At 70.5% G+C, this 26,189-nt stretch carries 19 protein-coding genes; 11 read left to right on the top strand and 8 right to left on the bottom strand.

Going from position 1 to position 26,189, the window contains the following annotated elements:
* Positions 1-10: 10 nt before the first annotated feature.
* Complete coding sequence (locus BLS95_RS21255; RefSeq protein WP_090933845.1) at positions 11-727, bottom strand: class I SAM-dependent methyltransferase; 717 nt, start codon at positions 725-727, stop codon at positions 11-13.
* A gap of 367 nt (positions 728-1,094) precedes the next feature.
* On the opposite strand from BLS95_RS21255, the gene asnB reads away from it, so the two are divergent.
* The 10 genes from asnB to BLS95_RS21300 all read left to right on the top strand — a co-directional run bounded on the left by asnB (position 1,095) and on the right by BLS95_RS21300 (position 14,713).
* Positions 1,095-2,903 (top strand): asparagine synthase (glutamine-hydrolyzing), encoded by a 1,809-nt coding sequence (gene asnB, locus BLS95_RS21260; RefSeq protein WP_090933847.1) that lies wholly within the window; start codon positions 1,095-1,097, stop codon positions 2,901-2,903.
* Positions 2,904-2,996: 93 nt separating this feature from the next.
* Positions 2,997-3,164 carry a thiomuracin/GE37468 family thiazolyl RiPP peptide gene (locus tag BLS95_RS55785; protein ID WP_176993302.1) on the top strand — a complete coding sequence of 56 codons (168 nt, stop codon included), beginning with the start codon at positions 2,997-2,999 and terminating at the stop codon, positions 3,162-3,164.
* Between the two features lie 68 nt (positions 3,165-3,232).
* Positions 3,233-5,230 carry a hypothetical protein gene (locus tag BLS95_RS21265; protein ID WP_090933849.1) on the top strand — a complete coding sequence of 666 codons (1,998 nt, stop codon included), beginning with the start codon at positions 3,233-3,235 and terminating at the stop codon, positions 5,228-5,230.
* Complete coding sequence (locus BLS95_RS21270; protein ID WP_090933850.1) at positions 5,227-7,083, top strand: TOMM precursor leader peptide-binding protein; 1,857 nt, start codon at positions 5,227-5,229, stop codon at positions 7,081-7,083. Before BLS95_RS21265 ends, BLS95_RS21270 begins: the two co-directional genes overlap by 4 nt.
* Entirely contained in the window at positions 7,080-8,570 is a 1,491-nt protein-coding gene (locus BLS95_RS21275; protein ID WP_090933852.1) for a nitroreductase family protein, read from the top strand. The genes BLS95_RS21270 and BLS95_RS21275 overlap by 4 nt, the downstream gene beginning before the upstream one ends.
* An 8-nt stretch (positions 8,571-8,578) precedes the next feature.
* Complete coding sequence (locus tag BLS95_RS21280) at positions 8,579-11,227, top strand: lantibiotic dehydratase (protein ID WP_090933854.1); 2,649 nt, start codon at positions 8,579-8,581, stop codon at positions 11,225-11,227.
* The gene (locus BLS95_RS21285) at positions 11,224-11,757 is read left to right on the top strand and encodes a thiopeptide-type bacteriocin biosynthesis protein (protein WP_090933856.1); all 534 of its coding nucleotides are present in this window, start codon (positions 11,224-11,226) and stop codon (positions 11,755-11,757) included. The genes BLS95_RS21280 and BLS95_RS21285 overlap by 4 nt, the downstream gene beginning before the upstream one ends.
* Positions 11,715-12,056, top strand: a complete 342-nt coding sequence (locus tag BLS95_RS21290) for a lantibiotic dehydratase C-terminal domain-containing protein (RefSeq protein ID WP_090933858.1) — start codon at positions 11,715-11,717, stop codon at positions 12,054-12,056. The genes BLS95_RS21285 and BLS95_RS21290 overlap by 43 nt, the downstream gene beginning before the upstream one ends.
* A 3-nt stretch (positions 12,057-12,059) precedes the next feature.
* Positions 12,060-13,178 (top strand): thiopeptide maturation pyridine synthase, encoded by a 1,119-nt coding sequence (locus BLS95_RS21295; RefSeq protein WP_090933862.1) that lies wholly within the window; start codon positions 12,060-12,062, stop codon positions 13,176-13,178.
* A complete protein-coding gene (locus BLS95_RS21300) occupies positions 13,175-14,713 on the top strand; it encodes a SagB family peptide dehydrogenase (RefSeq protein WP_176993303.1) in 1,539 nt (512 codons plus the stop codon). The genes BLS95_RS21295 and BLS95_RS21300 overlap by 4 nt, the downstream gene beginning before the upstream one ends.
* Positions 14,714-15,005: 292 nt before the next feature.
* On the opposite strand, the gene BLS95_RS21305 is transcribed toward BLS95_RS21300, so the two are convergent.
* The 7 genes from BLS95_RS21305 to BLS95_RS21335 form a co-directional block, all read right to left on the bottom strand.
* Entirely contained in the window at positions 15,006-16,409 is a 1,404-nt protein-coding gene (locus BLS95_RS21305; protein WP_218135897.1) for a hypothetical protein, read from the bottom strand.
* 57 nt (positions 16,410-16,466) lie between these two features.
* Positions 16,467-19,136, bottom strand: a complete 2,670-nt coding sequence (locus BLS95_RS21310; RefSeq protein WP_143043816.1) for a DUF5107 domain-containing protein — start codon at positions 19,134-19,136, stop codon at positions 16,467-16,469.
* A gap of 163 nt (positions 19,137-19,299) precedes the next feature.
* Complete coding sequence (locus BLS95_RS21315; protein WP_090933870.1) at positions 19,300-20,289, bottom strand: PfkB family carbohydrate kinase; 990 nt, start codon at positions 20,287-20,289, stop codon at positions 19,300-19,302.
* A 47-nt stretch (positions 20,290-20,336) separates the two neighbouring features.
* On the bottom strand, positions 20,337-21,317 hold the full coding sequence (locus BLS95_RS21320) for a substrate-binding domain-containing protein (protein ID WP_090933872.1): 981 nt from the start codon (positions 21,315-21,317) through the stop codon (positions 20,337-20,339).
* A gap of 82 nt (positions 21,318-21,399) precedes the next feature.
* Complete coding sequence (locus BLS95_RS21325) at positions 21,400-22,410, bottom strand: ABC transporter permease (protein ID WP_090933873.1); 1,011 nt, start codon at positions 22,408-22,410, stop codon at positions 21,400-21,402.
* Positions 22,407-23,891, bottom strand: a complete 1,485-nt coding sequence (locus tag BLS95_RS21330; protein ID WP_090933875.1) for a sugar ABC transporter ATP-binding protein — start codon at positions 23,889-23,891, stop codon at positions 22,407-22,409. The genes BLS95_RS21325 and BLS95_RS21330 overlap by 4 nt, the downstream gene beginning before the upstream one ends.
* The gene (locus BLS95_RS21335; protein ID WP_218135898.1) at positions 23,888-25,300 is read right to left on the bottom strand and encodes an aldehyde dehydrogenase family protein; all 1,413 of its coding nucleotides are present in this window, start codon (positions 25,298-25,300) and stop codon (positions 23,888-23,890) included. Before BLS95_RS21335 ends, BLS95_RS21330 begins: the two co-directional genes overlap by 4 nt.
* A 155-nt stretch (positions 25,301-25,455) precedes the next feature.
* On the opposite strand from BLS95_RS21335, the gene BLS95_RS21340 reads away from it, so the two are divergent.
* Positions 25,456-26,175: an IclR family transcriptional regulator gene (locus BLS95_RS21340; RefSeq protein WP_176993304.1), complete on the top strand. Its 720-nt coding sequence runs from the start codon at positions 25,456-25,458 to the stop codon at positions 26,173-26,175.
* Positions 26,176-26,189 lie beyond the last annotated feature (14 nt).

Raw genomic sequence — 26,189 nt, forward strand, 5'->3', positions numbered from 1 at the left:
GTGATTCTCCTCAGACCTGACGGCGGACGCCGACGAAAAGGCCACGGCCGGAGTGGGCGCTGGTGACGTACTCGGCGTCGCAGTCCGCGCGGTCGAAGCCGGCGAGGTACTCCTCGCGGGTGAACAGGGTCAGCGCCTGGGTGTCGGTGAAGTGTCTGATGCCGCCGATGTCGGCGACGATGTAGTGGATCTCCAGTCGCGAAGTGCGGTCGTGGCGGGTGGAGCGGCCCACCCGGGCGACGGTGCGCTCTCCGTCCTGGGCGATCTCCGAGCCGATGTAGCCGTCGAGGAAGGTCTCGGGGAACCACCAGGGATCGATGACCAGCACCCCGCCGGGGTTCAGATGCGCGGCCATCCGGGCGATGGCCGCCTGCATCTCCGCCACCGAGCCGACGTAGCCGATCGCGGTGAACATGGCGGAGACGCAGTCGAACCTCCTGCCGAGCTCGAAAGTCCGCATGTCCCCGGCATGCACCGTGACGGAGGCCAGCTTGCGGCAGGCGATGACCCGCATGGCCTCGGCCAGTTCGAGCCCCTCCACATGGCCGAAGATCTTGCGCAGGTAGAGCAGATGCTCACCGGTGCCGCACCCCACGTCGAGCAGGGATTCGGCATCCGGTTTCCGGGACCGCACCAGCTCGGCCACCTCGGCTGCCTCTGCTTCGAAATCCTTGCCCCTGCTCCGGTAGACGAGGTCATAGACATCAGCGACATCCTGCTCGAACATGACGTTTCTCCCTGTCCCGAACGGTGTCAGAGACGCTAATCTCGCTCCCCCGCGCCGCTTCAGGACCCGCGCGGATCCCATTCGATTGCGAGAGGTCACGGGTGCCCGCGGCCCTTCCCGCCCCGCAATCCCCACACGCCACCCCGTGCCGCGAGTGATGTAGGCCGGTGCGTGACCTGGTCCACCTCGCCGCGGACCCACCACATCGCGTGACGGGGACGGCGACGCATGGGTTTTGACCGCGTACCGCGAGGCGCGTGCGACCGGCCACCCCACCAATCGAGGTGGCATCGGCTCCTGACCGCGGGGCCCGCCGCGTGAGCGGGATTAGCGTCGCTCACGCCATCCGATCGAAGGAGGAGCTCCCGTGTGCGGTATCACCGGCTGGATCGGCTTCGCCAGGGACCTGAGCGCGGAAAGCCGGACCCTGTGGGCCATGGCCGGTTGCCTCGGCTCTCGCGGCCCCGACGACAGGGGCATCTGGCTGTCGCGGCACGCCGCGCTCGCGCACACGCGGCTGGCCGTCATCGATCCGCCCGGCGGCGCCCAGCCGATGACGGCCGAGCAGGACGGCCGCCCCCTGGCCGTGGTGGTCTTCAGCGGGGAGATCTACAACTTCCGCGAGCTCCGGCGCGAGCTGGAGAGCCGCGGCCACGCCTTCCGCACCAGGTCGGACACCGAGGTGGTGCTCCGCGGCCACCTGGAATGGGGCGCGGGACTGCCCGACCGGCTGAACGGCATGTTCGCCTACGCCGTGTGGGACGTCATGACCGAGACCCTCACGCTGGTCAGAGACCGGCTCGGCATCAAACCCCTGTACTACTTCCCGACGGACGACGGCGTCCTGTTCGGCTCGGAGCCCAAGGCGATCCTGCGCCACCCCGCCGTCCACCCCGAACTCGACGCCGATGGCCTGCGCGAGCTCCTGACGATGGTCAACACGCCCGGCCACGGCGTCTTCCGCGGAATGGCCCAGGTACGGCCGGGCAGCACGGTCACCTTCTCCAGGAACGGCGTCCAGCACTCGGCCTACTGGTCGCTGGCGGCCAGGCCGCACACCGACGGCTTCGACAGGACCGTCTCCACGGTCCGCGAGCTGTTGGAGGACATCGTGGCCCGGCAGCTCGTGGCCGACGTGCCGCTCGGCGTGATCCTCTCGGGCGGGCTCGACTCCAGCACGCTGGCGGCCCTGGCCATGCGGCAGGCGGACGCGCCGGTCCGCACCTTCGCGGTGGACTTCCGCCAGCCCGACGGGGCCGGCACGGCCGACGCGCCGTTCGTCGCCGAGGCCGCCGAGCACCTCGGCCTCGACCACCGAGACCTCGTCCTGGACAGCGCCGCCCTGGCAGAGCGTGGCCTGCGCGCCGGCGTCGTGCACGCGCGGGACTTCCCGCTCGGGCTGGGCGACATGGACAACTCCCTGTATCTGCTCTTCCGCGCGGTCCGGCGACACGTGACCGTCGGGCTGTCCGGGGAGGGATCGGACGAGCTGTTCGGCGGCTACGCGTGGTTCCAGCAGGAGGAGGCCCTGCGCGGCGAGACGTTCCCGTGGATGGCCTCCCAGGGGCAGGCGGGCGGCCCCTCCTTCCTCGACCCGGACCTGGCCGGGATCCTCGATCTGCGGTCCTACACCACCGTCCGGTTCAAGGAGGCGGTCGCCGACACCCCGCGCCTGCCCGGGGAGGACCGGCACGAGGCCCGCCTCCGCCAGGCCGCCGCCCTCTTCCTGACCCGCTTCCTGCCGATGCTCCTGGACCGCAAGGACCGGCTCAGCATGGCCCACGGCCTGGAGATCCGGGTCCCGTTCTGCGATCACCGGCTGGTCGAGTACGTCTTCAACGTGCCGTGGCGGATGAAGGCGCACGGCGGCAGGGAGAAGGGGCTGCTGCGGGCGGCCGTGACCGACCTGCTGCCGCCGTCCATCCTGGAGCGGCGCAAGACCCCGTACCCGATGATCGCGGACCCCGCCTATGAGGCGGCGCTGCGCGCGGAGCTGGAGTCGCTCTTCGCGGACTCGGACGCGCCCGTCTTCGGCCTGCTCGACCGGGAGGCGGCGCGGGGCGTCCTGTCCTGGCGGCTGCCGCCCGAGCATCGGGGCGTCGTCCGGACCGTCCTGGAAACGGTCCTGCGCATCAACGACTGGTTGCGTGACTACAAGGTGAGGCTCGTTCTCTAGCAGACCTCAGGTTTCCCGCCCGCTCCGGCAAGAGGCGCGGGCGCGGGAAAGAGAATCCGGGACGCGCCCGGATACTGGAGGAAGGGAAGATCAGTGCCATCCAACACCCTGCTCGCGCTCGACGACCTCGATATCGAGGCGATCCACGTCGTGGAGATCCCCGGCATCGCCGACTCGCTGGCCGCCGGGCACAGCATGCCGGAGACCGGCGCGTCGGCCTGCTGCAGCATCGTCTGCAGTAGCTGCTGCTGCAGTTGCTAAGTCCGTTGGGAAACGTCTTCCGGCCGCTCGTAGAAGCGGCCGGAAGGCCGACGCCGGGAGGTCGATCGGTGAGCGTGGACAGGATGCGGCCCAGACTCAAGGCCAGCGCCTTCTATGTGCCCGTCGAGGGTGGTGTGCATTTCCAGAGCGGCAACCGCAGCGTGCTGACCCTGCGCGGCTCCTCGCTGCACGCCTGGCTGGATCGGATCACGCCCCTGCTCGACGGAACCCACCTGCTGAGCGAGCTGACCGCGGGTCTGGGCGAGGAGCGGAGGGCGATGGTCGTCGACCTGGTGAGCGTGCTGCACCGGCACGGCCTGGTCAAGGATCTGGCCACCGACCGGCCGCACGGCCTGACCGCCGCCGAGATGGCCACGTACGCCGCCGAGATCGCCTTCGTCGACGAGTTCCAGGACTCCGCCGAGCACCGCTTCGAGCGATACCGGACCTCCCGCGCTGTGCTCGTCGGCGCCGGGCTCACCATGGAATCGCTCGTACACTCCTGCCTGCATTCCGGTCTGCGCGACGTCCGCGCCTTCATCAGCCCGGAGGTCCCCACGGATCTCGGGCTGCTGGACGAATACGCGCGACGCGGGCGAGATCGTGACCCCGCGCAGACCCTCACCGTCGAGCCGCTGCCCGGCTCAGGACCGGCCGCCCTGCGTGCCGTGGCCTCGGCGGCCGACGTCGTGCTGCATGTGAGCGACCTGCCTTCGCCCGAGCGGGCGGCGCAGCTCGACGCCGCGTGCGGGGCGTCCGGAGCCGACCTGGTGCATGCCGTGGTCACCGGTGACGAGGCCTGGATCGGCCCGGTCTTCCGGTACGGCGAGGCGCACACACGCTGGGCGGCGGTCTGGAACCGGCTGACCACGCGCCCGCTGCCGGGCACCGGCCCGAGCCGCTACCTCGGTGGGCCCACCGCCTCGCTGGTCGCCAACCACCTGGTCTTCATGTGCTTCAGGGACCGAACCGGAGTCGCCGAGCCCGGGCCCGCCGTACGACTGGACCTGGAGACCCTGCGCACCACAAGCCATCGCGTGGTCCCGTACGCGCCCGTGGCCTCCTCCGGGAAAAGCGTCGAGGCAAGGCTGCGTGAGCTGGACGAGGGGCCGGAGGTGGGCGACGAGGAGTTCGCCGCGCGGGTGACCGCGCTGATCGACGATCGGCTCGGTGTGCTCGACCTGGTGACCGAGGGCGGTCTCGAGCAGTTGCCGCTGCGGGTGTCGAAGGCGGTCGTGACCGTGCCGGGCGACGCGGCGCCCATCGAGGTGTACGGCGCCGCACTCGACCTGACCACGGCTCGCTGCAGGGCGGCGAGGGACGCTCTGGCGCGCTACGCCGCTGCTCCGGGGCACGTCGGTGCCGGCAATGACAACGCGCCTTCCGGCCGCCCGCCTCAGGGGGTACGGCTCGCCGACGGGCATGTCGTCGAGGTGACCGCTCCAGCCTCGATCGTGGCCGCCGGGGCCACCTGGGCCGGCGCCGTCGAGCAGGCACTGCTGACCGCCTGCGGCGACCTGGCAGCCGAGCTGGCAGCGGACCCGGCGGGCGAGTCGTCGCCGAGCGCCGGGCGGCGTTTCCCCGCGGTGGCGCTCCGCGACGAGCTCCTGGACCAGCAGGCCCGTCGCTACCACGAACTGCTCCTGGCCGGCGGGGAACGCTGTCACATCTACGACCTCGGGGAGCTGCTCGACCTCCCCCTCTACGCGTTCGGCCTCGGTGACCGGGTCGTCCACTACCGGGCCGGCGTCACCAGCGCGGACGCGATCCGCGACGGGCTGGAGTGCCTCCTGCTCGACCTCCAGGCCCGCCTGACCGGCCTTCCCGAGCTCGGCCGCCCCGCCCGCACGGACCTGCCGGCGCGGATGCGCGGCGCGGAGCCGGACGACGCCCCCGCCGCAAAGGATCTGCTCGGCGAACCGGCCGAGAGGCGCCAGGTCATCGCCGCCCGCCTCGCCGATCATGGCCGTCACCTGGCCGTCGAGCCGCTGCACGCCGATCCGGCGGTCACCCGGGTCCTGCCGTACCTCGCCGGCCTGGTCCCGTGCGACGGGGCGGCCCGATGAACCGGCGGCCAGAGAGAGAGCCGCTGCTCCGAGCGGTCGCGCACCGGCTTTCCTGCGGGCAGGAAACCCTCGACGACGAGCCCCGCCTCGCCGTCCACGAGGCCACCGGCCTGGCGGCCGAGACGATCGGGGCCCGCATGCGCGCCGAGTCCGGCCCCATCCTCTGGGTGGAGGAGAACGACCAGGGGCTCTGGATCGGCCCGGCCACCCGCGGCGGCCGGCCGGGCTGCCCGGAATGCGTACGGCGGCGCAACCTGGCGATGCGCACCGCGACCGGCGCCTCGCAGAGCCGTCCGCGCCCGAGGCCCGCCCTCGGGCTCGCCCTGCTGACAGTCGCGGCCCTGGCCGAGACGCGCCTGAGCAGCCTGCGCTTGGGAGCCGTGCCGGATGATCTGCTCCGGCTCGACCCCGACACCCTCGAAATCAGCCGGCACTCCCTGCTGCCCGATCCGACCTGCCCGCTGTGCGGAGGATTACCCGCCGACACGCCCCAAGCCGCCGCCATCACGCTGATCTCCCGCCCGAAGCCCGGCGTCGAGACCTTCCGGGCACGCGCGGTGGACGGCGCCGAGCTGCGCCGCCGCTACGTGGACGACCATCACGGGGTGATCGGCCGCCCCCGCGTGGACGAGCTGGTGGCCTTTCCCACCTCCGGGGCTCCCGTCGGCGTTCCTGGCCGGCCCACGGCGGAGATGGGGTACGGCCGGGCCCTGGACCACGGCAGCGCCGAGCTCGTCGCCATCCTGGAGGCCCTGGAACGCTTCGGCGGCATCCGTCCAGGCGGGAGGCGGACCGTGGTCACCGCCTCCTACGCCGAGCTCGCCGGCCGGGCACTCGACCCCCGCACCCTCGGGCTGCACGACAGCGCACGCTACGACTCCCCCGGCTTCCCCTTCCGGCGCTTCACCAAGTCGGCCAGGTGTGACTGGGTTCACGGGCACTCCTTCGCGCGCGACGGCGCCGTCCTGGTGCCGGAGAGCTACGCCTACTACGGCCTGCACCGCCACGGGGCCGACCGCCCGTTCGTCTACGAGATCTCCAACGGCTGCGCGCTCGGCACCTGCCTGGAGGAGGCGATCCTGCACGGGCTGCTGGAGGTCGCCGAGCGAGACGCCTTCCTGCTCGCCTGGTACTCCCGCGCGACCCCGCCGACGATCGACCTCGACGCGACCGGTGACCCCCGGATCCCGCTGATGGTCACGCGCCTGCGCCAGCTCACCGGCTACGACGTCCACGCCTTCGACATCACCGCGGAACAGGGCATTCCCAGCGTCTGGGCCCTGGCCACGGCACCGCCCGGCCGGCCGGACCTCCCGGCCGCCCTGTGCGCGGCAGGTTCGGCTCTGCTGCCCGCCAAAGCGGTCAGGGCGGCGCTCCACGAGCTGAGCACGATGGTCGAGGCCCACCTGGACAGCTACCCCGGCGAGCGTGAACGCGCCGCGCACATGGCCGCCGACCCGGAACTGGTCACTGAGATGAAGGATCACGCGCTGCTCTACTGCCACCCGGCGGCCGCCGAACGGCTCTCCTTCCTCTTCGGCGGCCCGATCGCCGGGCCGCCGGCCGCCTGGCCCGCCCACGACGACCTGCGGGACGACCTGGCGGAGATGATCCGGCGCTACCTGGACTCCGGCTTGGACGTGGTGGTCGTGGACCAGACGACGCCCGAACACCGGGCCGCCGGGCTGTCGTGCGTCAAGGTGATCGTGCCCGGCGCCCTGCCGATGACCTTCGGCCACGCCAGGCGGCGGGTGGCGGGGCTGACCAGGATCTCGACCGTGCCTGCCCGGCTCGGCTGGAGCTCGACCGCACGCTCGGCCGAGCCGAACCCCGACCCCCACCCGTTCCCATGACCGGCTCCACAGACGCGGTGGCCACGGCGCGGCGGTTCTGGCATCGCTCACTGGACGACTACGCCGGCCTGCTGGGCTCAGGTGCCGGGCGGGAGGAGCCGTTGAAGGCCAAGGTGTACGGCGACGCGAAACGCTACCCGTTGCCCGCCCGCGTGCCGTACGAGCTCGGACCCCTGTCGGCCGCGCTCTGCCCAGCCGCCGGGCGGGATCTCCTGACGACCGCCGGGTGGGGGCGGCTGTTGCGCTACGCCTACGGTCTGTCACGCCTCCACCTGGGCCCCCTGGCCATGTGGCCGCTGCACCGGACGGTGGCCTCGGCGCGTTGCCTGTTCCCCGTCGAGCTGTACGCCTGGCTTCCCGGAGACGGCGAGCGCCCCGCCGGGCTGTTCTACTACGACCCCGCTCACCACCACCTCGTGCTGATCCTCGAGGGCGACTGGCGCTCCGGGCTGAACGCGACCGGGGCCGGGGCGGTGTTCGTCCTCACCTCCCTGTTCATCAAGACCGCCTTCCGCTACGGCGACTACGCCTACCGGTTGTGCGTGCAGGAGGCCGGCCTGGTCGCGGGCAACCTGCTCATGGTCGCCGGCGCGCTCGGGCTCACCGGCCGGGTGAGTCACCGCTTCCCGGACGCGGCGGTGCAGCGGCTGCTCGGCCTGACCGTGCCAGGAGAGGCGCCGCTCATGATCATCTCTGTGGGCTCCGGATCGGCTGAACCAGCGTCGCGTACGGCCTCCGCCGCGGTCTCTGACGGCCATGTCTCCTCGCTCGACCTGCGCGACTGCCCGGAGCTGCTGGCTCTGGACAGCGCATCGCGGCTCCCGGACGCGGCCCGTCCCGAGTCGCCCTCCCCCGGCGGCGGCCCCGCGGCGCGCCCGGCCGACCTGCCGGCGGGGCGCGATCCTGACCTGGCGGAGGTGCTGGCCGCGCGGGAGTCGGGCGGGCCGGTCTTCAACTCGGTCGCCCGCCCCGCGGATCCTGCCGTGCTGCGGTGGCTGGCCGCCCACGCCGACGGCACCCACACCTCGGACGCCTCCCAGGGCGACCCGCTCGTGCGCAACTACGCCGTGGTCAACGCGCTCGACGGTGTGGCACCCGGCCTCTACCGCCTGGCAGACGGCACGGCGGACCTGATGGCCGCCGGCCACCTCGGCGGACCGCTCATGCGGGTGCAACCGGACCGGCCACCGCCGATCAACTTCCACTCGGCGAACCTGGTCGTCTACGTGAGCGCCGACCCCGAGGCCGCCATGGCGCTCTTCGGCGCCAGGAGCTACCGGATCCTCCACCACGAAGCCGGGATCGTGGCCCAGCGGGTGAGCGTCATGTGCACCGCGCACGGCCTGACGGCACGGGTGCACAACGGCTACCTCGCCCGTCCCCTCCGCGAGGCTCTCGGACTTCCGGAGAACCAGACCGTCCTCTTCCAGGTGGTCGTCGGCACCGCGCGTCCCACGGGCGTCTATCGCCTGCCGATCAGTTTCTAGGGGGGTTCATGCAGGTGGCGAAAGAGTTCGTGATCCGTACGGCGGGCCTGGAGGCGGCGGTGCTGGACCGGCTGCGCTGCGAGCGCGCGCACCGGGCCACGCAGGAGATCGCGGGCGCGCACGAGAAGTTGTCCGCGCTGGCCGAGGAGCTGTCGCGGGAGCTCTACCAGGTCATCGGCGCCGACCCGCCCACAGGCTCCAAGCCCGTGCTCGTGGCGCTGCGCCGGGCGATCCACCGGGGGCTCCCGCTGAAGGGCGAGCTCCGGGCGGCGGCCGAGGCGCTGCCCGCCTCGACGACCGTGCGGGTGACGGAGTGGGAGCGGCTGCGCTCGGAGGTGGCCAGGGCCACGGCCGCCCTGCCGGAGCTGCTGGCCGATGACCTGAGCGGGGCCCGGCGAGAGCTGCGTGCCGTGACCGTCCGTCCGGAACTGCGCGACGCGCTCGTGCACGTGCAGCCGAACCTGTACCGGAGCCTGGCCGGGTGGCTGGCCGGCGACGACCGCCCACCGCGGGAACGCCAGCTCGTCAGCCTGGTCAAATACGTCGCCAGAGCCGCAGCGAAGACCAGCCCGCGCAGCACGCTGACCGCCTCGGGCATCACCACCTGGTCCTCCACCCGTCCGGCCTGGACCGCCAGCGGCGACGCCCCCATCCCAGCGCGGCCAGCCCCCTTCGGTGGCCACCCGGCCCCCGTACGGGTGGTCGTCGAGCCGGATGCGGCGGCCCTGCACCGCATCGCCGCCGCGCTGGCCCGCGCGGACGCCCCCGACGCACTGCTGCTGGTCCGGCCGAACCCAAGCCTGGTGCGCACCGGTGACCAGGTGTGCTTCCTGGGCGCCCCGCCGAGCAGCGCCGTCCGCCGCATGCGCCTGACGCCCGCCGTCGACGCCATCCTGGATCTGCTGACCGATCTCGGCGAGTGCTCGCTGGAGGAGTTCCTGCGCCGCTGTGGCCGGCCGCCGTACACGCAGGTACGGCAGTTCGTCGCCAAGCTCATCGAGACCGGCCTGATCGAGGCCCGGCTGCCGGTCGCCGACCAGGAACCGGACCTGCTAGGGCGGCTACTCCAGCTGACCTCCGGAACCGATCACTGGCAGCCGGTGACCGCCGCGCTCACCGCGCTCGCCGCCGATCTGGGGCGATACCGGGCGGCCACCGGACCCGGCGAGCGGATCCGGCTGGCCGCCTCCTCGAACGGACACCTGGAGGAGGCCATGAGGCTGGCCGGGCTCTCCCCCTCCCGCCGGGCCGGCCGTCACCCGGCTGCCTTCGACGAGCACGCCATCCTCGCCGCTCCCCCTGCGATCACGCTGGACGACTCCTGGGAGCAGGCGCTCACGGACCTGTCCGCCTTCGGGGCGCTCGTCACCCTGCTGGACCGCAACCTCCCGGTGCGCCACTGCGCGGCCCACTACTTCACCCGGCGGTTCGGCCGCACGGCGGAGATCCCCTTCGTCCTGTTCTACGAGGCGATCAGCGAGGACACCGAGGACCCGGTCGCCGCCGGCCTGCGGCTCCTGCGGACCATGGATCCCACCGAGGGCGGCGTCGTCCCCCTGGCGCGGCTGACCGCCAGCGTCTCCCCGCGGGTCAGGGAGGTCGCGCGGCTGCGGGCCGGCGCCCTGGAAACCCTCCGGGCCCTGCGGCCCGGCGCCGACGGCGTGGTGCGGATCCCGCCGGAGCTGGCGATCAAGCTCGGCGCCACCGCCGCGCACCTGACAGGACCGCCCGGCACCCACGCCTACTACGTGCAGCCCTGCACGGACGAGGACGGCCTGCGCCTGGTGCTGAACTCGGTGGCCGGCGCGGGCGGGCGCGGGCGCACCAGGGTCGAACGGCTCGCCGGACGACACCGCACCGGCGACGACCCCCTAGCCACCGCGCCGCCTGATGACGATCTCCTCGTCGCCGAGCTGTCCAAGGACGGCCCTCTCGTCGCCGAGCTGGAGAACCTTTTCGACTTCACCCTCAACGCCCGCAGCCCCGCGGCCACCCACGCGATCGGCTACCCGTCCCTGTCCAGCACCCGCCGTCCCGACCTCGTGGCGCCGCTCGGCGAGCTGACCGTCTCGCTCGACCCGATCACCGGCCTGCCCGTGCTTCGCTGGCCGAGGCTGCGCCGGCAGGTCGTGCCACCCCACACCGGCGTCATGTCCGAGATCTTTCTGCCTCCGCCGGCCAGGTTCCTGGCCGAGGTCTTCGCCCTCACCCCCACCGTGCTCTTCCCCAACCAGAACTGGCTGCACGACGTGGGTCGCGCCGAGCCTCCCCGGACGGTGGTCCACACACCCAGGGTCGACCTCGGCCGGGTGACCCTCTTGCGGCGCACGTGGGCGATCAGCGCCGCCGAGGTGCCCCGGCGCGCCTCCGGCGAGGATGACGCCCGCTTCCTGCTGCGCATGGAACGGTGGCGACGCGAGGCAGGCATTCCGGCGCCCTGCTTCGTCCGCATCCTCAACGTCCCGGCGCTGCGAGCGGGCACCGGCTTGTTCGCCAAGTCCCGCAAACCCCTGTATTTCGACCCGGCGAACTGGTTCCTTCTCCTGGCGCTCGACCGCGACATCCGCGAACGCCCCGAGGAGAAGGTCCTGCTGTTCACCGAGGCGTTGCCGGTCCCGGCGGGCCGGGTGACCGAATTCCTTGTGGAGGTCTCATGAGCGTGTCGTGGCTGAGCGCGCATCTGTTCGACCCGGGCGACCTGGACGATCTGTTGCTGGAGACGGTGCGCCCGCTGATCACCGAGCTGACCGCCGACGGCTTGTGCGAGTCGGCGTTCTTCCTGCGTCACGCCGACGGCGGGCCGCACATCCGGATGCGCGTGCTCACCGGAGATCCCGGCGCCGCGTGGGAACGGATCCGTGCCCGCGCGCACACCCTGCGGACGAGGCCCGTGCTGGTGCCGTACGAGCCCGAAACCGACAAGTACGGCACCGGAGCGGCGATCGAGGCGGCCGAACGGCACTTCGCCGAGTCGAGCGCACTCGCCGGCCGGGTCCTGGCCCAGCGGCCCAGCCCGGCCCAGCGGGTGGCGCTGACCTGTCGTGCGTCCTGCTCACCCAGCTCACCGGCGACTCCGGTCCGCGCGCGGCCGCCGTCCGCCTGGCCGAGGGCCTGCGCTGGTGGAGACCGTACGAACCAGGCCCGGTGGAGGAGCCGCCCGAGCAGGTCGTACGGCATGCCGAGCTGATGTGGCGCGCGGCCCGCGGCGAGTACGAATGGTCCCCCGCCGCGCCGGAATCGGCCTGGCAGGAGACGATCCGCACCCTGCACGACACCTGGGTCGCGCTGGACGACGCCGGGCGCTTCGACGCCCGGCGGCCGCTCTGGGCCGACCAGGCCGGCACCGGCCGCCACCCCGCCGTGCGCGTGGCGCTCGACCACTGCGCGCACCTGTTCGCCAACCGGCTGGGCGTGCCGCTGGACACCGAGGCCGCCCTGCGCCGGATGGCCGCCGCCGCGACCACCCGTCTGGGAAGGACCGCCTAGCCGATGGACAAGCCGACCGAGTGGCACAGCGTCCACGTCCACTACTACGAGCCCGACTTCTACCCGCTGGTACTCGATGCCGTACAACCGCTCTTCGCCCACCTGGCCGCTCCCGCGTACTTCGTCCGGCACTGGCGGCGCGGCGACCACCTGCGGCTGCAGATCCGGGCCGACCAGGACTGGTTCGACGAGGTCGCCCGCCCCGTCATTGACGGCACCGTGGGTGCCTACCTTGAGGAGCACCCGTCCAGAGCCCGGATCGATGAGCGGCTGCTGCTGGCCGCCCACCGCGAGCTCGCCCACACCGAGCAGGACAGCGGACCGCTGTGGCCCTTCCGCCCGGACAACAGCATCCACTACCAGCCCTACGACGACCGCGCCGAGGTACTCGGCAGCCGGGCCGCGGCCGAGCTGTTCGCCGACTTCCACGTGGCCGTGATGCCGAGCACCTTCGAGACGATCGCGGCCGTGCGGACCGGCGTGTCCCGCATGGTGCTCGCCCTCGACCTGCTTCTCGCCGTCGCCCACGCGCGCTGCGCGGACCCGGAGGGTGGCGGGATCAGGCGGGGATTCATCTCGCTGCGTTCCCACGCGGATGCCATGATCGCTTCCACACGCGAGCCTGAGGCGACGCGAGCCCTGCTCGACGCCCAGTACTCGCGCCATCGCGCCTATCTCACGCGGCGCCTGGGCCAGGTCGTCGCGGCGGCCGACGGCACCGGTCCCGCGATCCCGCTCGTGCGGGACTGGCTGGCCGCCACCGAGCCGATCTCGAACCGATGCGCTCAGCTGATCCGCTCCGGCGAGATCACGCCGACCGAACACGAGCGCGAGGACGAGAAGTGGGACTGGGCCGGGCTTCGCCACAGCCGGCTCCACCAGCTCATCTACGCCAACGACGCCTACCGGGACTTCTTGTGGGCCGAGCCGTGGTTCCATCTCTACCGGCTCATGCTGAACCAGCTCTACCTGCACCTGCACCGGCTGGGCTTCTCCGCCGTCGAGCGCTTCCAGCTCTGCCACCTGGCCGCCTGTGCCGTCGAGGAGGTCTATGGCCTGTCCGCTCTGGAGCACGTCGAGCGGTATGTACGTGCCCATCCCAACTCGGGCGCGCGTGCGTGAGCGCCTTCGATCGGCTCGTCGCCGCCGGCCGTGAGCTGCCCGACCTGAACGGGGTGGACCAGGGTGCGTTGCCCGCCCGCTACAAGCGTTACCCGCGGCAGGGTGTCCGCCTGCCGTACCCGCCTCGCCGTACCAGGAACGAGCTGGGACGCCTCGGCGACCTGCTCTTCTCGGTGAACGGGCTCAGCCGGTTGTTGTGGCTGACCGACGCCGACCTGACACTCCACCACGGCACACCCTCCAGTGCCGCATCCGCCATCGCCGTGGTGGAGGCCGCGCGGCCGATCCCCTCAGCGGGCGCTCGCTATCCCGTCGAGCTGTACGTCTGCTCCGGAACGGAAGTGCCGGGCCTGCCTCCCGGCATCTACCACTACGACCCGCCGCGCCACGCGCTGGACGTCGTGCGATCGGGCGAATCCCGTGCCGAGGTGAACCGGGCGCTCGGTGCCGGCGACGGTCCGGTGCCGGAGCTGATCGTGCTCCTGACCACCGTGTTCTGGCGCACGGCAGCGAAGTACGGGGCCTTCGCCCACCGGCTGCTCGGGCTCGACGCCGGAGTCGCGGCCGAGCAGACGCTGCAGGCGGCCGCCTGCCATGGCCTGCCCGCCACGCTCCACACCACCTGGTCCTTCGAACGTGCCGACCGGATCCTGGGCCTGGACACCTTCGCCGAGTCGACCGTGGCGGCCGTGACCTGCGGACGGTCGGTGCCGCCCAGCACGGCTCCCCTCTCAAGGCCGGCCACCGCGGTGTCACCCGAAACCTCCATCATCGGCCTTGATCACCTGGCCGACCTGGCCGAGGTACACGCGGCGTCCATGCGCGCCACCCCGCCACCACCCGAACCCCGCGTGCGGGAACCGTGGGGACCGGGAAGACAGCCCGACACCCTCACCGAGCACCCTCTCCCCCGCACCGAGCAGCCCCTGTACGCCGCGCCATCCCTGGACGTCGCCCTGCTCACCAGACGCTCCACTCTCTCCGGCTACAGCCCGACGGCCATCATCCCCGCCGGCCTCGCCAGGATCCTGCGCTCCTTCCAGCCCGGCTCGTCGGTGCGGCACCTGGTTCTGGTCCACCGCGTCACAGGCCTGCCGACCGGCTCCTACCACTACGACGCGACGAACCACACGCTGCTGCGCATCGGCCTCCGCCCCGACGTCCTGCCGGCCGTGCCTCCCCTGCTGCGCAAGGAGTACGGCGAAGCCGCCGCAGTCCTCGTACCGGTCGGCGACTATGCCGGTGGGGGCGAACTCGGCCACCGCCTGCTCACCCTGGAAACGGGCAGGCAGCTCCAGCGTGCCGCCCTCGCCGCGACCTCTGCCGGGCTGGCCTGCCGCGTCCACTGCGATTTCCCGGGGCCCGCCCTGCTGGCGCGGATGGGGGTGGACGGCTCCGGCCTGGATGCCCTGGCCCTGATGACGCTCGGGGTGCCGCCCCGGCGTTCCGTTCCCGCCGACCTCTGCTTTTCGCCTGCTCTCCAGCGAACCGCCCCTTACCCTGGGCCGCCGTCCTTCTCGGGTGTGGCCTGGTAGGGGGCTCGGGCGTCAACGGCGGCTCTCAGCACGTTGGTGCGCGCCTGGCGTGAACGGGCGGGGCTCAACGCGCGGACCGTGCGCCGGTTGGAGACGGGCGAGCTGCCGCACTCCCCGCGAGAAGGCGGCGTGGGAGAAGTAACGCGGTGAGCTGGAAGGCGACCGTGACGACGACGCAGGAAGGAAACGCCTGTGTTTACAAATCTGGCGTTTCTCCATTGAGGATAGAAAAACGTCCACTGAGCAGGAGGATCGGGCGACCCGATCCTCCTGCTCAGTTTCCTCGTTAAGGCTATTTGTTCTTGGGGACGTACAACTTGATCGAGTCTATCGTCGCGCTGCCCTCACCAGCGTCGGTGTACGGGTCGCCGATCACCGGGAAGTCGGGGTAACCCGAGCCGGCCGGCCACTGGTCCGGCCACTCCTGGTGCTCGTAGACGCCGTTCTGTACGAGGGTGTTGTTGTAGCGGCCGTCGTACTGATCGGGCGTGTTGTTGTAGTGCCAGATGGGCACATTGTCGACGACGAAGTCCCGGTGGAAGCGGATCGTCCGGTACCCGCCGTGCAGGAACGTTCCGGTGACCTCTTGGGTGTAGCCGGTCTTGTCCCGCTCGACGGCGAAGATGTAGTCGCTGTTCGGCATCAGTTCGGGGATCATCTCCGCCGCCGCGGACGGCGACGCCTCCGCCGAGGCCACGCCGTTGGAACAGGTGGTCATGAACCACTGCGAGTTGCCGGTGATTCCGCCCTTTCCTGGGCGGAAGTTCGGCAGGCCGTTGATCCACATGTCCACGACGTTCTTGGTGCTGTCGCGGTACGGGTAGTACGTGTTTGTCGTCGGGTCACAGACGCGCCCGCCGCTTCCCGTGCCGATCCGGTCGGGGTGCTGGGCGAAGGAGTCCATGAGAATCTTCCGCCGGTAGTGCCAGAAGTGCAGGTTCGCCGGCTGCGGGTTCGAGAAGTCGACGATGCCGAGCAGGTGGAAGGCGTTATATCCGTAGGGACCGTTCGTCACGCTCTGCCAGTCACACGGATCTGTCGTGATCTCGCTGTTCCACCCACGGGTCCCGATGCCTTCCGCGTACGGGAACTGCGTCTTGCACTCGCCGGCCACTGTCGTGTAGCCGTTCTCCTTGCCGTCGTAGGAGATGCTGCCGTTGCGCTCCCCGCCGAAGTCGAGCGTCTTGAGGTGGTACTCGAGACGGTATTCGGGTGGCAGCTTCTGCGTGGTGGTGACGAGGGCGCCGTCGTAGGAGTCCGGTGAATTGATCTTAAGGACGTTGCCGCCCTTCGCCTTCTCGGTCGAGATTGTCGGCGGCCGCTCAGGAGTGCCGTTCTTGTCCCAGTCGCGGGCCGACAGTGAGGCGGTCAGCCAGCCGTCCTTACCGAATTGCACCTGCTTGCGGTAAGTCGCGTAGCTGCCCAGCGCCGCCTGCATGGCGGGGCCGTAGTCGTTCTTCCACCAGTCCCCGTAGTCGTCCATGATCGTGTCGAAGGGCTGGTCACCGGTGAAGCGGATCCACGGACTCGAGTCCGTGTTCAGGTCCTTCTCGGGGCCTTGGAAATCCTCCGAGTACTTCAGTTGCCAGTCGGTGGCCGCCGCCGGCTCGGCGCCCGGCGTGGCCGCGGTGGCCGGGACGCTCATGCCCGGGATCGCGGCCGCCGCGGCGACGAGTCCGGCGATACCGATCCTCATTGTTCGCTTACTACGCACTGCATCTCCTAGTGAATTCTGCTTGTTGCAACCCCAGGCTCAGGTGCCGGACTCGGCCGTGAGCAGGGTGGCACCGTGGGTGTCGGTGAGTACGAGTTGGGCCTGCGCACCGGGTGTGATCTTGCCCTTGAGCTTGACCGCGGTGTCCGCCGTACCGGTGAAGGTGCTCTCGTCCAGCGTCCTGCCGGTCGTGGCGTCGACCAGGGTCGCGCGCAGCTCCTGCCCGATCGCGGTCGAGAACAGCCGGCCGGTGACGTTGCCCGACGCGTCCACCTTGACGTCCGCGGCGCCGTTGGTGTTCGCGTTGGTGACGTCGCCGAGGTCCATCGTCGGCAGGAACGTCTCCGTCCACGACAGGGTCTGCCCGGCCTTGAGCGTGGCGGGGGTGAAGAACTTCATGGACACACCGGCCCACAGCTCGATGTAGGGGCGGGCCGAGTTGCCCTTGCTGAAGACGTTGGTGTCGAAGGAGCCGTTCTGGCCCCACTCCCAGAACTTCATGCCGGGGGTCTTGGCGTTGTCGCCGACCCGGATGACGCCCTCGTTGTTCTCGTGGTTGACGACGCCCCACCAATTGCCCTGCCGCATGGTGGCCAGGTCCTGGCCGTAGGCGATGCCCGAACTGGTCCAGTTGGACATCTGCTTGAGCTTGTCCAGCTTGAGCAGGCCGGAGCCGGCGGGACCGGCGGGCTGTTCGACGCTCTCCATCCACTTGTAGCCCGGGTCGCGGTAGACCGTCTTGACCGGCGAGACGACCGACATCGTCGGGGATCCCGAGGTCGACGGGGCGCCCGGCGCGAGCGTCGTGCACGTCCAGTACTCGTACTGCTGGTCCTGGGCGCTCGGGTTGTTCAGGCTGACCGCCATGTCGACGGTCGGCTTGCGCGCGTCCACGGAGTAGGTGACGGACGTCTTGATGCCGGTGGCGCCGTGCACGTACCTGGACGGCTTGAACGGGTAGTCGACGTCGTCGGTCTTGGTCATGGTGACCGAGAACTTGCCGTTACTCTGGTCGATCTTGTAGTCCCAGGGCACATTCCAGTACTTGCCGTGCTCGGCTTCGGTGAGCGTCGGGAACACACCGCCGTACACCATCAGCCAGTTCTGGTAGAACGGCGAGTTGCCGGGGGTCCCGGGCGCCGCGCTGGAGAACCCGTACGGAGTGCCGACGGGGTTGGTGTAGAGCAGATCGTTCCCGGTCGGCTTGTAAATGATCGAGAGGAGACGGCCGCCGTAGCCGGGCGCGAACGTCGCCTTGATGTACTTGTTCTCCACCTCGATGGTCTTGATGGTCTGACCGACCACCTTGTCGGCCACGCCGTCCGACCGGACGGACACACCGTCGTCGCTGACCTTGTAGTCGTAGCGCTGGAAGACCGTGGTGGCGTGGGTGTTGACCTTGAGGTAATCGGGGCCGTTCGCGTTGAAGCCGGTACCCGGCGAGGTGAAGTGCCTCGGGGCCTCGACGGGCACGGCCGCGGTGCTCGTGCTGGCGGTGCCGGTGACGTCGGTGACAGCCCCTGGGGCCAGCGCCACCCCGCCGCGCGCGCCAGGTCTGAGGGTCTGCCCGCTGTCCAGCTTGATCACGAGGGTGGAAGCGTCAGAGAAGTACGCCGCGTCGTCGCGCAGTGCCTGGCTCACGTCCAGGCCCGAGGTGGTGGTGAGGCCGGTGAAGCGCAGCAGCCCGCGGACCTGATCGGCCGTGACGTTGGTGCCGCTCACGCCGGTCTTGGTCTCCTTCACGTCGAGGTCGCCGGCCTTGGCGATCCGGCGGCTGAACCGGACCTTGATCGTGTCGCCGGACGCCCCGACTTCGGCACCGGCGATCTTGGGAGCGGCGTAGGCGCCTCCGCCGCCCGCGACGGTCGCGACGACCTCGGCGGTGGCCGGTCCCGCGTTCGTCGTCAGTCTCAGGCCGGCGCTGAGAGCCAACTGGTAGGAGGCGTCGCTGTTCAGGTCGGCGCCGAAGTACAGCCGGTAGCCGCGCTGGCCGGTCCCGGCGAGGCTTTCCACGTACACCGGGTGGACGGACGAGTCGCCGCTCGTGAGCGTGATGTTCGATCCGGTGTAGACGCCGACGGGCATCCCCGACCAGACCGTCCCGGCGAACGTGACGTCGACCGTGCGCGCGTCCACCTGCTCGGCGGACGAGACGGTTGCGAGCGCGGCGTCCTGGGAGGTCCCGCGGAACGCGGACCGCTTCGTCGACGAGCCGGGCAGCACGCCGCCGTCCGCGGAGCGGAAGAACAGGTCGCCGAGCTTGTCGCTTCCGCCGTCGAACCACAGCTCGTAGGTGTGGCCGTCCAGCGTGGCGCCGGCGCCTAACACCACCCTCAGTGTCCGGTGGTCAGGGGTGTCCACGGGGCGGACCGTCGTGCCCGCGATCTGCGAGAGCGGCCGGCCGTCGAGCGCCGCGTCCGCACCGCCGGCAACGCCGCCGCTGACCTTGATGTACTGGGCCGCGTACGCCGAGTTGGCTGCGGTGAACTGCAGGATGTCCGGTCCGAGCGCCTTGTTGAAGGTGATGTCGATCGACTTGTCGTCGGCCGAGGACACCTTGCTGACACGCAGCGAGGGCTGCTCCGAGTGCTGGGACTGGGCCAGCACCGGCTGCGGCAGCGACACGATCGTGCCGGCCGCCGTGGTCAGAGCCAGGGCCAGAGCGAGGGTCACGCCGCGCGGGCGCGTCCGGTTGAACTGACTGTCCATGTTGCCTTCTCCCATGAGGGGTGATCCCGGAGCCCGGCGTGCAGGCCGGGCTCCGGTGGCTTTCGGGATGTGGAGTGACCTCCGCATCCGTCCTCTTGCGTAGGCGGGCGGGAGTACGAGCTAGGGGATACGGATCAGAGCCAACGGTTTGGTTCGGCGGCGGTCAGGCGGATTCGCTGGAGGACAGCTGTTGCTCGACGTCCGGGGACGCACCCGCCCGAACCCGTACGACCTCCTCCGCGCTCGGATAGGACCTGGCGCAGCCGGGCCACCGGCACGACAGCGCCCCAGCGATCACGGCCAGCTCGAGCGCGTCGGGCGGTGCGGTCCCGGCGAGCCGTCCGGCCAGGTAGGCGCCGGCCAGCGCGTCGCCGGCGCCCGCGGTGTCGACGACCACGACCTGTGGCGCCACGACGCGATGGATCTCACCGCCGGTCAGCACCACCGCCCCGGCCGCGCCGTCGGTCAGCACGATCTCCTGCGGCCCCTCCCCCAGCGCGGACCTGATCCGGTCGGGATGGTCCGTGTCGAGCATCGCGAGTGCGTCTTCGCTGGACAGGATCACGATGTCGGCGGCGCGGGCGAACGCGAGGTTCCGCTCGGTGTCGGGGCGCAACATCAGGCGGTGGTTGACGCAGAAGGTCACCGTGACGCCCCTGTCGCGGGCCAGTTCGGCCGCCCGCTCGGCGGCCAGGGCAGCACTGCTGGAGATCGCCAGGGAGATCCCGCTGACGTGCAGCGCCCCGGCGTCGTCCAGCAGGCCCCTGTCCACGTCCGCCGGGCTGAGCCGCGTCGCCGCCGAGCCGGACCGGTAGTAGCCGAAGGAGTGCCCGCCGTGCCGCACCGCGTTGACGTACATGCCGGTGGGCGCGGAGGAATCGACGGTGACCCGGTCGACGTCCAGGTGCGCACGCCGCCAGAAGTCCAGCAGCAGGCGGCCTGGAGTGTCCGCGCCAAGGCGGGTCAGCAGTCTGGCTCGGGTGCCCATCCGCGCCGCCATGACGGCCACGTTGGCGACGTCCCCTCCGAAGCCCCGGCCGAGGTAGTCGGAGGGAAGGTCGTCACGTACGCCCACCTCCAGCAGCCCCTCGCCCACGGCGACGAGGACGGGCGTCCCTTCGCTGCTCACGGGGTCGGTGGTGTCTTGGATCACGCCGGCTTCCTCACTCCCGATATCGGTACGGCACAACAGCGGACGGCTCAGAAGATGCTGTCCGGGTTGCTGTACCGGTCCACGTTGTCCTTGGTGACCAGCGGGGCCTTCAAGGGGGTGTCCTTGCTGGGCTCGGCCCCCGCGAGCACCGCCATCATCCGGTCCAGGCCCGCGCGGCCGATCGTGTCGGCGTTGTTGACCGCGGTGGCGGCGAAGTTCGAGCCGCTCTTGATGGCGGCCAACGCCTCCTTCTGACCGTCGGCGGCGACGAGGAACATCTCGCTGGTCCGCCCGGCGTCGGAGATCGCCTTCTGCGCGCCGAGGCACATCGCGTCGTTCTCACAGAACACCGCGTCGATGTGCTCGTTCTTGGCGAGGAGGTTCTCCATGACCTTCAGACCGCCGTCGGAGCTCCACCCCCCGAAGTCCGGGGCGGTCACGACCGTGATACCGGGCGACTGCTTGACCACGCCGCGCAGGCCGTTCGTTCGGTCCAGACCGATGGTGTTGTCGGCCGGGCCGCCCGTGATGAGGGCGAGAGTGCCGTTGCCCTTCAACCGATCAGCGATGTACTGGCCGGCGCCTTGCCCGATCTGCGTGTTGTCAGGACCGATCCAGCTGGTGTACTGGCCGCCGGCGAACTTGCGGTCCACCAGGATCGAGGGGACTTTCTGCTGCACGATCGCGTTCATCGCGGCGGGCGCGGCGTTCAGCGGGCCGCCGGAGATGATGATCCCGTCCACCTTCTGGGTCAGCAGGTCGTTGACGTTCGTGGTCAGCTTGGCCGCGTCCCCCTGCGCGTCCGTGCTGATCACCTTGACGTTGCTGTAGGTCTTGGCCTCGGTCTCAATGGCCTTGGCCATCGCGATGAAGTACGGCGCCTGGAGGCTGTAGTTCGCGACGCCGATGGTCAGGGTCTTCTTCGCGGCGCCTCCGCTGTTGTCACCTCCGCTGCCATCGGAGCCTCCGCACGCCGCCAGCGACAGTGCGAGCGCACCCACGAGAGCGCATCCGGCGATTTTCTTCATGGTTCTTCCTTCGAGGTGGCATGGACGCCTCACGACACGGCGAACGAGGCGACGGGGGACGGGGACCTGGAGGACGGTGTGGCTAGGTGTTCTGTCGTTCGCCTCGGCGCACGAGGATCGCGACCGCGATGATGAGCCCCTTCAGTACCTGCTGCCAGTAGCTCTGCACGTCGTAGAGGCTGAGCAGGTTGTCGATGATCCCGAGCAGGACGACGCCGGCGAGGGTGCCGCCGATGGTGCCGCGTCCGCCCGACAGGCTGGCTCCACCGATCACACAAGCGGCGATGGCGTCGAGCTCGAAGCCCACGCCGACGCTCGGCTGGGCAATGCCGACCCGGGAGGCGAGGATGACGCCCGCGACCGCGGCGCACAACCCGGACAGCGCGTACGCGAGCACCAGGTGACGCTGTACCTTGACGCCCGCGAGCCGAATCGCCTCCCGGTTGCCGCCGATGCCGAGCAGCGCCCGGCCCGCCGACGTGCGGTTGATCAGAACCCAGCCCAGCCCGAACATCGCCAGCGTGATGACCGCCGCGATGGGGATGGGGCCGACATTCTGCGAGCCGAGGGTCAGGAAGTCCGGTGTGGTCGGAGTGATCGGGGTCTTGGAGTAGACGTAGGTGAGCCCTCGAAACGTCGTCATGGACGCGAGGGTCACCACGAACGGAGCCAGCGAGAACCGCGCGACCATGACGCCGTTGACCGTTCCGCACAGCACACCGACGACGATCGCCACGAGGATCGCCACCGGCAGCGGCAGCCCGCTCACCAGGCCGGCCGACATGATGCCGGTCAGCGCGACCACCGACCCGACCGACAGGTCGATCCCTCCGGTGAGGATCACCAGCAGCATGCCGAGGGCGAGCAGCCCGGTGGAGACCATCTGCCGGAGCAGGTTGGTCATGTTCCCCTCGGTGAGGAACGAGTCATTGGTGATGCCCGCCACCACGACGATCGCGACCGCGGCGCCGATCAACACCAGGACGGTCGGCGATGGGACGATCGCGCGCCACCGGGCGGACGCCGGTGCCGTAGCCTCCGCCACCTCACCCGAATCCGTGTCCAGCACCGCCGAAACCGGCTGCTTCGTCATGCCGCGACCCCCACCGAATGCGCGAGGACCTCGTCCTCGGTCGTGTCCGCCGAACCGACCTCGGCGACCAGCCGTCCGCCACGCATCACCAGCACGCGATCGGTGGCACCGAGGACCTCGGTCAGGTCTGAGGAGATCAACAAGATCGCCACCCCCTCCCGGGTCAACTCGTCGATCATGCGGTAGATGTCGACCCGGGTGGCCATGTCGACCCCGCGGGTCGGCTCGTCCAGGATCAGCACCCGCGGCCGCGTCAGGAGCCACTTGGCCAGCACGACCTTCTGCTGGTTGCCGCCGCTGAGATGGCGGACCGGAACCTCCGGACGTGGCGGGTGGATGCCCAACCGCTCGATCATGTCCTGAACGTGCGCGGCCCGCCGCCTGACGTCCAGCAGGCCCGCGCGTGAGATGCGGGCCATCGTCGCGAAGGTGATGTTGTCGGTGACGTCCATGCCGAGGACGAGCCCGCTGTGCTTGCGGTCCTCGGTGACAAGCGCGACCCCGGCGCCGATGGCGTCGCCGGGCGTGTGGAATCGCGTAACGGCGCCGTCCAGCTCAACCGTTCCGGACGTCGGCCGGTCGGCGCCGAACACGCATCGAGCGACCTCGCTGCGGCCGCTGCCGACCAGTCCGAACATGCCGACGATCTCACCCGCTGCCAGGTCGAAGGACACGTCGTCGAACACGCCGTCCAGGCTCAGGCCACGCACGCTGAGCAACGGCTTGCCAGGCTCGGGCACGCGGTCCGGGTAGATCTGCTCCAGCCGGCGCCCGGCCATCAACGCGATGATCTCGTCCTCACTGGTACGGGCCGGGGTCAGCGTATCCACCACCCGGCCGTCCTTGATGACGGTGATCGAGTCGGAGATCTCCATCACCTCGGCCAGCCGGTGCGAGACGTACAGGATCGCGACGCCACGCTCCCGCAGCCTGCGGATCAGGTCGAAGAGCCGGTCGAGGTCGGTGCCCGCGAGCACGGCGGACGGCTCGTCCAGCACGAGCATCCGGGGCTCGACCGCCAGCGCCTTGGCGATCTCCACCATCTGCTGGCGCGCGACCGACAACCTGCCCGCGCGGACACGCGGATCGATGTCGGCGAACCCGATCTCCTCCAGCAGCGCCCGCACCCGTGCGTGCGCCGCCGGCCAGTCGATCAGCCCGCGTTTGGTGGGCAGCGCCCCCAGCAACACGTTCTCCGTCACCGTCAGCTGGGGCACGAGGCTGAGCTCCTGGTAGACGGTCCGGAACCCCAGACCCTGCGCGTCCTCGGGGCCGCGCAGGCTGAGCGGCTCGCCGTCCAGCAGGATCTCCCCGCCGTCCAGCGGTACGGCCCCCGCCAGCACCTTGATCAGAGTCGACTTGCCGGCGCCGTTCGCGCCCGCGATGGCGAGAACCCGGCCGCCCTCGGCGGTCACGTCTACGCCGTGCAGGACCTCGACCCCGCCGTATCCCTTGCGGACGCCCCGCAGTTCCAATTTCATGCCAGGGCGTCCATGACGATGATGGTCTTCTGCTCGGTCATGTCGAGGAGGGTGTCGTGCAGTCCTTCGCGGGCCCCGCCGGTCAGCTTCACGCCCCCGAACGGAAGGTTCTCCGCGCGCAGTGCCGTGGAACCGTTGATCACAACACCCCCGACCTGGAGGCGCCGGGCCACTGAGAAGGCCCGTGCGATGTCCCTGGTGAAGATCGCCGCCTGCAGCCCGTAGGCGGACTCGTTGGCCAGCCGCACCGCCTCCATGGCGTCGGCCACCCGCAACAGCGGTGCGACCGGCCCGAAAATCTCCTCGGCCACGGCCTCCGCGTGCGGTGCGACGTCCACCAGCACCGTCGGCGGCACGAACGCCCCGTCCCGGGGACCGCCCACCAGGACGCGCGCACCGTCATTTACGGCTGCCCGAATCGCCTGGTCCACAGCGGCGGCGGCAGGCTCCGTGATCAGCGGGCCGACGTCGGTGGCCTCATCCAGCTGGTCACCCACGACCAGCTTCCCGGCCTCCGCTTCCAGCGCGTCAGCGAACGCGTCGTACACACCGTCCTCGACGTAGACGCGCTTGACGGCGCAGCAGATCTGTCCGTTGCCGCGCGCCAGCCGCCCGAGCACGACGGCCTCGGCGGCACGCTCCACGTCGGCGTCCGCACACACGATCAGCGCGTCGTTGCCGCCGAGTTCCAGATGCGTGCGCTTCAGCGTCCCGGCGGCGAGCTCGGCTATGGCCCTACCCGCGGCGGTGCTGCCGGTAAGGCTGATCATCTGCACGCCGTCGGCGGACGCGAGGAACCGCGCCAGTTCCGGCCCGCCGGGAAGGATCTGGTGCGCCGCCTCGGGGAAACCGGCCGCCTCGATGATCCGGCCGATCTCCATCAGCGTGAGCGGACACTTCTCCGGCGGCTTCACGATCACCGCGTTCCCCGCTGCCAATGCCGCCGCGGCTTTGTGCGCCCACAGCTCGACCGGGTAGTTGAACGGGACGATCGCCGCGACCACCCCGATCGGCTCCCGGACCGTTACCGCCAGGTGGTTCTCAAGCCCGGGAACCGCGTCCAGCGGGATCTGCCGGCCAAAGATCCTGACCGCCTCCCCAGCGAACCCGCGGAAGATCCGGACCGCGGCTGCGATCTCCTCGCGGGTCTGCCGGATCGGCTTCCCGTTCTCGGCGGCCAGATCCCGGGCCAGTTCCTCGGCCCGCGCCTCGATCCCGTCTGCGACCTTGGCTAACAGCCGTGCCCGCTCGTGCGAGGCGGTCGCGGCCATCGCGGTCCGGGCGTCCTGGGCCGTCCGGACCGCCGCACGTGCCTCGTCCTCGGTCGAGACCGGCATCTCGCCCAGCACAGCGCCGGTCCCAGGGTTGTGAACGGGCAGAGCACGTCCGTCGGTCAACGGATTCGTCAACGTATCGCTCCTTGCCGGTCGTTCCACTATGTAGAATCACACTTCGTATGGTGGAATCGTCAGCACAGTAAACGGACGGAAACGGGTTGTCAATGGGTTACGGACCAGCCGAAAACGTGCGTCACAGCGGCCGAGCTTCATCGGCCGGCAACGCGGTGACCAAGACGATCAACGTGCTGGAGGCCGCCGTCGGAGGACCGGGACCGCGCCGACTCGCCGATATCAGCGTCGAATCAGGCGTTCCGAAGGCCAGCGTGCATCGCATCCTCGCGGTACTCGCCGACCTCGGCTTCATCACCAGCGAGGGCGGCGGCAGCTACCGCGCCGGCCCCCGCATGCTCGCCCTCGCCGAGGAGGTCAAGGCCGCCAGCGCGACCGGCATCGGCGACGTCCTCACCCGGCTCTCACGGGATGTGCGCCAGACCGTCCACTTCGCGCTGCACAGCGGCGACCACGCCGTCTACGTCCACAAAGTCGAGGCCGACCAGCCCTACCGGATGGCCTCCCGCGTCGGCATGCGCCTGCCCCTGCACTGCACGGCCATCGGGAAATGCATCCTGGCGCACCTGCCGGAGCCCGAACTGGCGGCCATCGTCGCCAGCGCGGGAATGCCCGCGAAGACGTCCGAGACGATCACCGATTTCAACCGGCTGTCCGTAGAGCTGGCGCAAATCCGCGAACAGGGCTATTCCATCGACGACGAGGAGAACGAGAAGACCATACGGTGCATCGGCGCCCCCGTCTTCGACCGCACCGGCACCGTCGTCGGCGGCGTCAGCATCTCGACGGTCGCCCTTCTCCTGCCCCGCGAGGAACTGCTCACCTTCGCCCCCGTCCTGCAAACGGCCGTCGCCTCCCTGACAAACCTGCTCTGATGACAATGTGCGCC

It is taken from the genome of Nonomuraea jiangxiensis (assembly GCF_900099965.1).
In the GTDB taxonomy this organism is placed as follows: domain Bacteria; phylum Actinomycetota; class Actinomycetes; order Streptosporangiales; family Streptosporangiaceae; genus Nonomuraea; species Nonomuraea jiangxiensis.

Coding starts and splice junctions, on each gene's coding strand:
- BLS95_RS21255 (WP_090933845.1), bottom strand. CDS start 727: ATGTTCGAGCAGGATGTCGCTGATGTCTATGACCTCGTCTACCGGAGC.
- BLS95_RS21270 (WP_090933850.1), top strand. CDS start 5,227: ATGAACCGGCGGCCAGAGAGAGAGCCGCTGCTCCGAGCGGTCGCGCAC.
- BLS95_RS21275 (WP_090933852.1), top strand. CDS start 7,080: ATGACCGGCTCCACAGACGCGGTGGCCACGGCGCGGCGGTTCTGGCAT.
- BLS95_RS21280 (WP_090933854.1), top strand. CDS start 8,579: ATGCAGGTGGCGAAAGAGTTCGTGATCCGTACGGCGGGCCTGGAGGCG.
- BLS95_RS21285 (WP_090933856.1), top strand. CDS start 11,224: ATGAGCGTGTCGTGGCTGAGCGCGCATCTGTTCGACCCGGGCGACCTG.
- BLS95_RS21295 (WP_090933862.1), top strand. CDS start 12,060: ATGGACAAGCCGACCGAGTGGCACAGCGTCCACGTCCACTACTACGAG.
- BLS95_RS21305 (WP_218135897.1), bottom strand. CDS start 16,409: ATGAGGATCGGTATCGCCGGACTCGTCGCCGCGGCGGCCGCGATCCCG.
- BLS95_RS21310 (WP_143043816.1), bottom strand. CDS start 19,136: ATGGACAGTCAGTTCAACCGGACGCGCCCGCGCGGCGTGACCCTCGCT.
- BLS95_RS21320 (WP_090933872.1), bottom strand. CDS start 21,317: ATGAAGAAAATCGCCGGATGCGCTCTCGTGGGTGCGCTCGCACTGTCG.
- BLS95_RS21325 (WP_090933873.1), bottom strand. CDS start 22,410: ATGACGAAGCAGCCGGTTTCGGCGGTGCTGGACACGGATTCGGGTGAG.
- BLS95_RS21330 (WP_090933875.1), bottom strand. CDS start 23,891: ATGAAATTGGAACTGCGGGGCGTCCGCAAGGGATACGGCGGGGTCGAG.